At 68.4% G+C, this 10,875-nt stretch carries 8 protein-coding genes; 2 read left to right on the forward strand and 6 right to left on the reverse strand.

Translation table 11 applies throughout. The features are described 5' to 3' along the window. Positions 1-101 precede the first annotated feature (101 nt). Entirely contained in the window at positions 102-1,763 is a 1,662-nt protein-coding gene (gene ettA, locus QM569_RS12980; RefSeq protein ID WP_414987651.1) for an energy-dependent translational throttle protein EttA, read from the forward strand. 59 nt (positions 1,764-1,822) lie between these two features. Continuing rightward, the gene (locus QM569_RS12985; RefSeq protein ID WP_414987652.1) at positions 1,823-4,264 is read left to right on the forward strand and encodes a DUF1631 family protein; all 2,442 of its coding nucleotides are present in this window, start codon (positions 1,823-1,825) and stop codon (positions 4,262-4,264) included. A 6-nt stretch (positions 4,265-4,270) separates the two neighbouring features. Here QM569_RS12985 and QM569_RS12990 read toward each other — a convergent pair whose 3' ends face one another. From QM569_RS12990 to QM569_RS13015, 6 genes are all read right to left on the reverse strand, one after another. After that, positions 4,271-5,590, reverse strand: coding sequence for a TAXI family TRAP transporter solute-binding subunit (locus QM569_RS12990; protein ID WP_414987653.1), 1,320 nt, complete (start codon positions 5,588-5,590; stop codon positions 4,271-4,273). Positions 5,591-5,594: 4 nt separating this feature from the next. Then, the gene (locus tag QM569_RS12995; RefSeq protein ID WP_414987654.1) at positions 5,595-6,593 is read right to left on the reverse strand and encodes a P1 family peptidase; all 999 of its coding nucleotides are present in this window, start codon (positions 6,591-6,593) and stop codon (positions 5,595-5,597) included. Between the two features lie 94 nt (positions 6,594-6,687). Then, entirely contained in the window at positions 6,688-9,183 is a 2,496-nt protein-coding gene (locus QM569_RS13000) for a TonB-dependent siderophore receptor (protein WP_414987655.1), read from the reverse strand. Between the two features lie 314 nt (positions 9,184-9,497). Then, positions 9,498-9,824, reverse strand: coding sequence for a BrnA antitoxin family protein (locus QM569_RS13005; protein ID WP_414987656.1), 327 nt, complete (start codon positions 9,822-9,824; stop codon positions 9,498-9,500). After that, entirely contained in the window at positions 9,802-10,101 is a 300-nt protein-coding gene (locus tag QM569_RS13010) for a BrnT family toxin (RefSeq protein ID WP_414987657.1), read from the reverse strand. Before QM569_RS13010 ends, QM569_RS13005 begins: the two co-directional genes overlap by 23 nt. A 44-nt stretch (positions 10,102-10,145) precedes the next feature. Further along, a partial coding sequence (locus QM569_RS13015; protein ID WP_414987658.1) for a FecR domain-containing protein occupies positions 10,146-10,875 on the reverse strand: 730 nt, incomplete at its 5' end.

Consider the following 10,875-nt stretch of genomic DNA (forward strand, 5'->3'; position numbering starts at 1 on the left):
GTGCTGATGTGGCGGGCAACTGGAGCCGTCACGGGCGGTATTGTCGCATGGCCCGATAATCGAGGTTTGTCCGCTCACTTTTCCGCAGGTTAGACCCCCCAATGGCCCAATACGTTTATTCGATGAACCGCGTCTCCAAGACCGTGCCGCCCAAGCGGCAGATCTTGAAGGACATCTCCCTGAGTTTCTTCCCCGGCGCCAAGATCGGCGTGCTGGGCCTCAACGGCTCGGGCAAGTCCACCTTGCTGAAAATCATGGCGGGCGTGGACAAGGAGATCGAGGGCGAAGCCATCCCCATGCCCGGCATCAAGATCGGCTACCTGCCGCAGGAGCCGCAGCTCAACCCCGAGCACACGGTGCGCGAGAGCGTGGAGGAGGCCATGGGCGAGGTCTTTGCCGCCAAGGCCAAGCTCGAAGAGGTGTACGCCGCCTATGCCGAGCCGGACGCAGACTTCGACGCGCTGGCGGCCGAGCAGGCCCGGCTGGAGGCCGTGATCGCCACGGCGGGCACGGATTCCGAACACCAGCTGGAGATCGCCGCCGACGCGCTGCGCCTGCCCCCGTGGGACGCCAAGGTCGGCGTGCTCTCCGGCGGCGAAAAGCGCCGCATCGCGCTGTGCCGCCTGCTGCTGTCCAAGCCCGACATGCTGCTGCTCGACGAGCCCACCAACCACCTGGATGCCGAATCGGTCGATTGGCTGGAGCAGTTCCTGCACCGCTTCCCCGGCACCGTGGTCGCCATCACCCACGACCGCTACTTCCTCGACAACGCGGCCGAGTGGATTCTGGAACTGGACCGCGGCCACGGCATTCCGTACAAGGGCAACTACAGCACCTGGCTGGACCAGAAGCAGGCCCGCCTCGAATCCGAGCAAAAGGGCGAGGAAGCCCGCGCCAAGGCCCTGAAGAAAGAACTGGAATGGGTGCGCCAGAACGCCAAGGGCCGCCAGGCCAAGAGCAAGGCGCGTATCGCCCGCTTCGAGGAACTGAGCGACTACGAATACCAAAAGCGCAACGAGACGCAGGAAATCTTCATCCCCGTCGCCGAGCGCCTGGGCACGCAGGTCATCGAGTTCAAGGGCGTTACCAAGTCCTTCGGCGACCGCGTGCTGATCGACAACCTGTCGATGAACATCCCCGCCGGGGCCATCGTCGGCATCATCGGCCCGAACGGGGCCGGCAAGTCCACGCTGTTCAAGCTCATCGCGGGCCGCGAGCAGCCCGACAGCGGCGAGGTCGTGATCGGCTCCACCGTCAAGATGGCCTACGTGGACCAGAGCCGCGATGCGCTCTCGGACGAGAAGACCGTGTGGGAAGACATCTCCGGCGGCCTGGACATCATCAACATCGGCAAGTTCCAGATGGCGAGCCGCGCCTACGCGGGCCGCTTCAACTTCAACGGCGGCGACCAGCAGAAGAAGGTGGGCATGCTCTCGGGCGGCGAGCGCGGGCGCCTGCACCTGGCCAAGACGCTGATCGCGGGCGGCAACGTGCTGCTGCTGGACGAACCCTCGAACGACCTGGACGTGGAAACCCTGCGCGCCCTGGAAGACGCGCTGCTGGAATACGCGGGCACGGTGTTGGTAATCAGCCACGACCGCTGGTTCCTCGACCGCATCGCCACCCACATCCTGGCCGCCGAAGGTGACAGCCAGTGGACGTTCTTCGACGGCAATTACCAGGAATACGAAGCCGACAAGAAAAAACGCCTGGGCGAAGAGGGCGCCAAGCCCAAGCGCATGCGCTACAAGGCCCTGAAATAAGCGCCTGGCTCAAGTAGGATGGCGACAGGCACCACCCGCCCGACGATTCTTCTGCTTCCATGTCCCAGCCCGCGTTGAACGCCCGAACCGTTTTCCGCGCCTGCGTGGTCAACGCGGTGCGCGGGGGCGAGGCCTTGATGCAGCAACTCATCAAGGTCACGCAGGGGGCGCTGGCCGAACAGGAGCGGGTGGTGCGCGACATCCTGCAGCGCAACCTGCTCAGCGACAGCCTGCGCCTGCTCAACCAGCACGAGGCGGCCCTGGTCAAGGGCTATCCCATGGCGCTGCTGGAGACCTTTGCCGAAGGCCCGTCCGTTGCCAAGGGCCGCACCACCGCCGAAGAAACGGGCATGGACTTCGGCGAGCTGTCGCTGATGGACGAGAGCGAGATGCAGGCCCAGGTGGAGCTGTCCAAGGCCCAGCAGTCGGCCCTGCATGCCACCGACGCCGTGCTGGCGGAACTCAACACCCTGGTCAGCTCGGCCCAGGGCCTGCGCAGCGTGCAGCCCGAGCGCAACCCGCTGCGCCCCGAAAGCTACATCCGCGCGCTGCAGCGGGTGGTGGGCGACACCGGCGTGTCGCCCGAGGTGCGGCAGCTCTGGATGCAGCACATGCGCGACCTGCTGGGCAAGCTGCTGGTCGAGGAATACCGGCGCACGGCGGCCAGCCTGCGCGAGCACGGCATACAGCCCGTGGGCTATGCCGTGCTGGGCACGCCGGGCAGCAGCGGGCGCGCGGGCCTGGGCACGGGCTACGGCGGCACCGGCTATGGGTCAGGCTACGGCGGCCCGGGCACGGGCTATGGCGGCGGCTATTCGGGCTATGGCCCCATGGGCGACTATGGGCGCGGCGGCATGGGCCCTGCGGTCGGCTGGGGTGGTGACTCGCAGCAAGGCGGCATCGCGCCCGCTGCTGAAGAAGCGCTGCTGACCGTCGGCATCCTGCGCCAGATGCTGGCCGGGGGGGACCCGTTCGACCCGCGCAGCTACGGCGCGGTGCCGGTCATGGGCGCGGCGCCGGTCCAGGCCGTACACGTGGGGCACCCAGCCCATGGGCCCCAGGGTGCGGGCGGCGCCTACTACCCCGCCAACGCCAACGCCAACGCCGCCGCCGAGGCCATGGAAGACATCGCCCAGCTGGAGCGCATCGTGGGCCGCCTGTCGGGCCATCCGGGCGGCGCCGCGGTCGTCATCAACAGCCAGCCCGGATCGCTGCAGGGGCCTCTGGCGGGCTGGCGCGCGCCGTCTGGCATGGCGCCGGTCGTCTATGCCACCATGCCCATGGACGCGGCGCTGCAGTCCCCCGCCATGGCGGTCGAGGTGGTGGGCCGCATGATGGCCAACATCGCGCAGGACACCCGCCTGCTGCCGCCGGTGCAGAAGGCTGTGCAGACCCTGGAGCCCGCGCTCAAACAGCTCGTGCAGCACGACCAGCGCTTTTTCACCGACAGCGCCCACCCCGCGCGGCGCCTGCTGGACGAGCTGACGCAGCGCAGCCTGGCCTTCACATCCGAGGCAGCATCCGGGTTCAGCAGCTTCATGCGCCTGCTCAAAGGCGCTGTCGATCATCTGGCCGCAGCCGAGATCCGCGACGCAGGCCCCTTCGACACCGTGCTCAAGGCCCTGCAATCGGCCTGGGACACGCAGGAGAAGAAACTCAAGGACCACCAGGAAGCACAGCAAAAGGCCCAGGAGCATGCCGAGCAGCGCGAGCTGCTGGCCGAGAAGATCGCCGCCGACATCCGCAGGCTGCCCGGTGCAGGCAAGGTGCCCCGCGACATCCTGGACTTTGCGGTGGGCCCCTGGGCCGACGTGGTGGCCCTGGCGCAGGTGCTCCAGCCGCCTGATGCGCCCGAAGACGACCCTGGCGGCTACCTGGCCTTGGTGCCCGTGCTGCTGTGGAGCTCGCAGCCCGAGCTGACGCGCCTGGAGCCCGACCGCCTCAACGAATCCATCCCGGGCCTGCTCGCCAAGCTGCGCAAGGGCTTGAAGACCATCGGCTACCCGCCCGCGCAGACCAGCGCCTTGCTGCAGCGGCTGGTGGGCTTGCACCAGCAAGCCTTCGAGAAGCCTGCGCCCGCTGCCGAGCCAGTGCCAGAACCCATGCCGGAGCCCTTGCCGGAACCTCCCGTCGAGCAGGCCCCGCCCGCGCCCGAGGCAGGCCCCAGCGCCCAGGCGCCTGGCGAGCAGGCCGCCCCCGACCCATTCGGGCAGTTCACGATCGGCACCTGGGTGGAGCTGGTGACCAACGGTCGCACCGTGCGCACCCAGCTCACCTGGGCCAGTCCGCACGGCACGCTGTTCCTCTTCACCGCGCCGGACGCGAGCACCCAGTCGATGACGCGGCGCATGCGTGACAAGCTGGCGGCGGAAGGCGCGCTGCGCGTGGTGTCTGCGCCAGCCCCGGCGCCCGAGCCGAAGCCCCGGGGTGTCAACTCGCGGCTGGCGCCGCTGACCAAGCCCGCGCCGCTGCCCTCCGCCAAGCCACCCAAAAACCGCTGATGCGCCTCAGCGCAGCAGCTTCTTGCGCACCAGGTGGATGTGGTTGCGCAGCGCGTACAGCTCGTCCGCGTAGGACAGCGGCACACTCACCTTCTCCACCTGCGCTTCCAGCCCGTCCAGCGCCTTGAGCAGCGCGGCGGAATCGGCCTTGCCCGTCTCCATGTCGTTCTCGATCTCGCGCAGGCGGCCGTACCAGCGGAACACGCGCGAGCGCACGCGGAACTGGTACAGCGGCGGCACGACGCGCGACAGCGGGAGCATGAAGGCCAGCAGCAGGCCCAGCACCAGCCCCATGCGCTCGATCAGGTTGGCGATCCAGAACGGCAGGTAGCGCTGCAGCACGGGCACCGGCTCGTTCATGGCGCGGTCGGCCTCGCGGGCAATGGGCAGTTCGCTGGCGCGCGAGTTGGGGAACTCCCGCGCCCGGTTGAACCAGCCCGCGCCGCCGTGCAGCTTCTGCGCGTTCTGGGCGAACAGCGTGAGCAGGGCGGGGTGCGTGCCGTCGCGTGCCAGCAGCGAGGTGGTGGACGCCACCAGCCGCACGTCGCGGGCGGGCACGTTGGCGGCCAGGTCCACCACGCCGCGCGGCAGCGTGACGGGCGTGAGGAACGGAAAGCGCCGCGCATACGCCTCGTTCTGCCCGAAGTCCAGCAACTGCACGCCGGGCGTCTGCAGCAGCATCTGCACCATCAGCGACTCGGGGGCGGATGCGAACACCAGCGCGTCCAGCTTGCCCGCCAGAAAATCCACCGTGGCGGGCGTCTGCTCCAGGCGCGACAGCTGTACCTCGCCGGGCTCGACCTTGTTCGCTTGCAGCAGGCGTTCCATCAGCTTGGGCACGCCGCTGCCGTCCGATCCCACGTTCACCCGCCACCCGGCCAGTTGCCGCAGGCTGGACAGGCGCGGCGTCTTGTGCAGGCTCTGGGCCGCGTCGGTGCGGTAGAACAGCCACACGGGTTCCACGAACAGGCTGCCCAGGGAGAGCAGCGCGTCCGTGTCCTCGGGCAGCAGGTCTGCCGTGCCGCCCTGCACGAAGGCCACGTCCGCCCGGCCCTCGCGCAGCAGTTGCAGGTTGTGCGACGAGCCTTCGCTCGGCAACAGCACGACCTCGATGCCGTCCGCCGCCAGTGCCTTCTGGTAGCGCTTGCCGAACTCCTCGTAGGCGCTCTGCGCCGGGCCGGTCGCCAGCGTCACCGTCTTGGGCGGGTTGGGGTTGAGCCACCAGTAGGCCAGCACCAGCAGGCCCACGGCCAAAAAGGCCAGCGGACCGGCGGACACGATCAGGTCGCGCAGCGTGAGAAGGGTGTTGCGGAAGGTTTGGGGCATGGGCTTAAAAATCCGTCGCACAGGGCAGGTGCAGGCCGTCTGCCGTGGTGATCGACCGCGCCATGCGCACCGCGCGCACGGTCGCCAGCGCCACCGCCTCTGCGGCCATGGTGGCCAGCACCATCATGCCCGGGCTTTTGCCCGCGCGGCCCGTGCCCAGGCTGAACAGCGTGTCGCCGTCCGACAGGGTGTGTACGGGGTTGATGCTGCGCGCCAGCCCGTCGTGCGCGGCCACGGCCAGGCGGTGGGCCTGGGCCTTGGTGATGACGGCGTCCGTCGCCACCACGCCGATGGTGGTGTTGGTGCCCGCCAGCAGCGGCTGGGGCGCCTCGCCGCGCAGCAGGGCGCGGCGGGAGTCGCGCAAGGCGAGGCCGTCCGCCGTGCGCGCTCCGGCAATCACCCGGGCGGTGTCGGGGTCGATCACGTCGCCGAGGGCGTTGCAGGCGACAAGGGCGCCCACCGTCACGCCATCGACCGTGACCGAGGCCGTGCCCACGCCGCCCTTCATCGCGCTGCCGATGCCGAAAATCTTGCCCACGGCGGCCCCAGCGCCCGCGCCCACGTTGCCTTCGCCGGGGTCGCGCGCGCTGGCGGCCTCGCAGGCCGCATAGCCCGCTGCCGCATCCGGGCGTATGCGCATGTCGCCCACCAGCAGGTCGAACAGCACGGCAGCGGGCACGATGGGCAGGCGGCCCACGCCCACGTCCAGGCCCACGCCGCGTTCTTCGAGCCAGCGCACCGCGCCGGTGGCGGCGTCCAGGCCCCAGGCGCTGCCGCCCGCCAGCACGATGGCGTGTACCTTGTCCACCAGGTTCGAGGGGTGGAGCAGGTCCGTCTCGCGCGTGCCGGGCGCGGCGCCGCGCACGTCCACGCCCGCCACGGCGCCTTCGCGGGCCAGGATGGCGGTGCAGCCCGTGGGGCGGCGGGTGTCGGTGAAGTGGCCGACCGCTATGCCGGCCACGCGGGTGATGGAGCCGGGATCCGTGTCAGGGGTGCGGGGCATGGTGGAGGCAGAGCGCGATGCGAAAGGGAAGACGTAACCATAGCCGAAGAATGGCGACCGACGGTGCGGCGCCCCGCTTTGCAGCCCGCCCCGGTCAGAACCTGTACCGCAGCGTGGCGCCGAATTCCCTCGGCGTTCCCCATGTCACTTGACCATACCAGTTGACCGCCCGCTGGTACTTCTTGTCCATGACGTTGTTCACGTTCAGCTGCAATGACAGCGCCGGGGAGAAGTCATACCGCGCCATCAGGCTGGCGACCGCGTAGGCGTTCTGCTGCTGGCGCTCGCCGTGCGGGCCGACGTTGTCGTAATACACCCGGCCTTGCCAGTTGACGCCGCCGCCCAGCGTCAGCTTGTGCCATGCGCCGGGCAGACGATAGGTCGTGAACAGGCGCAGCAAAGTGCGTGGGTGGTTGGTGTTGACGTCGTTGTTTGACGCATCCTTGGCCGAGAAGTGCGAAACGCCCAATGCCGCTTGCCAGCCGGACGCCAACTCGCCCGACAGTTCGGCCTCGAAGCCTTTGGACACCGCGCCCTGGGCGCCGTAGTAGGCGGTACCGTCGGTGCCCGGTATCAGATGGCCTACATCCTCCTGCGCCAGGTTGTCCTGTTCGATGCGGAACAGCGCCAGCGAGGCATTGAGCTTGCCATCCAGGAATGCGCCCTTGATGCCGGTCTCATAAGCCTTGCCCTTGACCGGATCCAGCCACGCGCCGGTGCGGTCACGGTAGTCCTGGTAATTGAAGATGCCCGTGTAGCTCCCATAGACCGAGTATGTGGCATCGAGGTCGTACACCAGCCCGGCATAGGGCACGAGTTTGTGGGCGTTGTAGTCGTATTCGCCGCTGGAGGCCCAGCCCGCGCCAGCGCGGTCGTAGCGGGTGTAGCGCCCGCCCACGATCAGCTTCAGCGGATCGGCCAGCGACAGGCGCAATGCGCCATAGGCCGCCGTCTGCCGGGTATGGTTGCGTTCGGACAGTTCGCGCGTGCCGTAGTCCCATTGCGGCTCGGCCACGGAGCCGAAGTCCCGCACGTTCAGTGGAGAATTCCAGGCCGTGCTGGAACCCACCCAGTCGAAGGCATAGCGGTGATCGGCATGCGCTATGCCCACGATGGCCTCATGCTCCCGCGCGGCCAGCGTGAACGGGCCGGACAACCGCACATCGACGCTGTTTTGCTTGCGATAGCCGGGGAAGCGGCCAATGGAGGGCTCATCTGCAATCAGGTCCGTACCAGGATCGGGAAAGCCCCAGACGAACAGCCGCTGGTTGTCCACGGTGCTTTTGCTGTGCATCAGCCGCATCTGGGCCTTCCAGCCGTTGTCGAACTGGTGGTCGAGATTGGCGAAGGCGTTGCGCACGTTGACCTTCTCGTTGTTCCATTCGGGCGCCACGGAGAAGGAACGGTCGAAACGGGTCGGGGTACCGTCGGTGTACCACGACGGCACGCCGCCATAGGTCAGGCCCCGGGCGTCGCCGTGCTGGTAGCTCGCGCCCACGCTCAGCGTGGTGGCGGGCGCCAGGTCGGCATCGACGACGCCGTACAGCGTGCTGCGCTGGCGCTCGTAGCGGTCGAAGAAAGCCTCCTTGTCCTCATGGGCGGCGACGATGCGACCCCGTATGCGACCGTCCTGCGTGAGCGGCGTGGAGACATCCAGCGTGCCGCGCCGGTTGTTCCAGGAGCCCAGGCTTAGAGTCGCTTCACCCTGGAAGGTCTTGCTGTCCGCATGCTTGCGCACCAGGTTGACCGAGGCCGATGGCTCCCCGGAACCTGACAGCAGGCCGGTGGCGCCGCGTACGACTTCGATGCGGTCGTAGATGATGGAGTCGAGTTCCGATTCGCCGGCGGCGTAGTTGCTCTTGTAATAGGTGGAGATGCCGTCGTACTGCAGATCAGAAATGCCGAAGCCGCGCGCGGCGAAAACGGTGCGCTCGCTGTCCAGTTGCTGCGCGGACACGCCGGTGGTGTTCAGCAGGATGTTGCCCAGGTCCTGCAGCCCCTGGTCGTCGATGCGCTGGCGCGTGACCACGCTGACGGACTGTGGCGTCTCGCGCGGCGAGAGGTCCAGGCCGGTGGCGGCTGCGGTGGCGCCCGTGGCGTAGCTGCCGGTGCCTTCGGTGGTGCCGCTGCGCCCGGCCTGCGCTGTGACCGTGACGGCGGCCAGTGTCGCCCCTTCGGTGCTGGCTGGCGCGGCGGGCCGTGGCAACTGCACCAGCGCATAGCGCCCTGGCCCTGTTTCCTGCGCCATCAGCCCCGAGCCCTCCAGCACGCGCGCGAAGCCTTCGGCCACCGTGTGGCGGCCGGTGACGCCGGGCGACTGTTTGCCGCCGGTCTGCGCCGCGCTGAAGGTCAAGGCCGCCCCGGCGGCGCTGGCGTAGCGGTTCAGCGTCTCGGTCAGCGGGCCGGGCGGTATGTCGAAATGGTGCGCGGCGGCGGCAGCCGGGGCGGGCTGCTGCGCCTGTGTCTGCGCTTGTACGTGCGGGGCAGCCTGGGTGAGCGTGCCGCAGATCAGCAGCACGCCCACCGCCTGCGCGATGGCGTGGCGGCGCGGGGCGGCTGCGCGGGTTGGCTGGGTGTGATGAACCGTCATGGTGCTTCCTTCCGTTGAAAAAATGGCTTTCAACGAGGGAGACACGCGAGGAGGCTGCAAAGTGAAAGGCGGGGCGAATTTTTTTCGCTTACCGCCGATTCTTGTGCTGAAAATATGGGTGAAATTGGCCGCTTGTGCTTATCTGGTAAGCACTGGCAGCTATGTTAATAATAGCGTTACATGGTGCCTCCAACGGTGCAGCGCCAAGTCGTCATCGGCGGCGCGGCGGCGTTGTTCGGTGCCGAGGGTCTCAGGCTGGTGCGCGTCCGCCGGGCCGATTGGCAAAAACCTTGTCCAGCGTTGAGGGTGTTGGCTTATCCATGGGCCTTCTTCTGCGCGTCCACGGAGCGCAGCATGGCTTCTCGCAGGATGGCGTTGATGCGTGTCTGGTAGCCTTTGCCCTGACTTTTGAGCCAGGCCAGCACGTCCGAGTCCACGCGCACGGTGGTGGCCGTTTTCGTGGGCTTGTAGAAGGGATTGCGCACGGCCTTTTGCCAGAATTCGGCGTTGAGGGGCGGAATGTCGCTGTAGTCGATGTCGCCTGCAGACATTTTCGCCAGGGCCTCGATTTCTGCCTGCTGCGCAGCGGTGAGCGGCGGCAGGGCGTTCAGGTTGACTTCATAGCGAACGGTTTTGCTCATAGCGTCTTCTCTCCTTCGGGTCTGCGTGCCGGGCCGAGATGATGCGGATGACCTCGGTGCCGTCCTCGTCGTCCCACGTGGTGTGGGCCACCAAGATCAGTATCTGGCCGTCAACAAGGCCCAGGGTCTGCCAGCGCAGTTCCCCGCCCTCGATGCGATCTTGTGCCGCCAGGGCAAACGGGTCGGCAAAGGCGCGGGCAGCAGTTTCAAAGCTCACCCGGTGTTTTTGAAGGTTTGTGCGGGCCTTTGCCGGATCCCATTCAAAACGGGTGTTCATACGCCAATGTTAGTACAAAATTGTATGTGCAGCAAAGCAAAGGCTCACCGCCCCTGCACCCGCGTGCGCCAGCCGTCCCACTGCCGTACCACGCGCACGGGGAAGCCTTCTTCCAGCGCCGCCAGGGCCTGGTCGGTGTCGGCCAGGGGCAGTACGCCGGACACGCGGATACCCGCCACGGCCGGGTCGCAACTGAGCCAGCCGCGCCGGTAGCGGGCCAACTCGGCTGTTACGTCGGCCAGGGGCATGTCGGTGGCGATGAGCTGGCCTTGCGCCCAGGCGCCGGTGCCAGCGGGGGCGGGCCGGAGATCCTGCGTGCCGGTGGCGCTGAAGCGCAGCCGCTCGCCCGCGCGCACGGGGCGGGGCATTGCGGGCTGCTCCCGGGGCGTGGCCTGCACCGCGTGTTCCAGCACCGTCACCGTGGTGGCGTTGCCTTCGGTGCGCACCTCGAAGCGCGTGCCCAGGGCCAGGATGCGGCCTTGCGGCGTATCGACGACGAAGGGGCGCGGCGGCGTCTGCGGGTCGGCGTGCGTGGTGACGAGGATGGCGCCGCCGTGCAGGCGCAGGCGGCGCCATCCGGCGCCATAGTCCACGTCGAGCGTGGTGCGGGTGTCGAGCAGCAGCGTGCCGCCGTCGGCCAGGGCGATGCTGCGCCGCTCGCCCGTGGCGGTGGCGTGCTGGGCCTGCCACTGCGCCCAGGGCAGGTGGCGCCAGCCCAGCCAGGCGGCGGTGCCGCCGGTGGCGGCCACGGCCAGCCCGCGGAGCACGCCGCGC

The sequence above is a fragment of the Acidovorax sp. genome (genome assembly GCF_047607405.1).
Classification (GTDB): Bacteria; Pseudomonadota; Gammaproteobacteria; order Burkholderiales; family Burkholderiaceae_C; genus Acidovorax.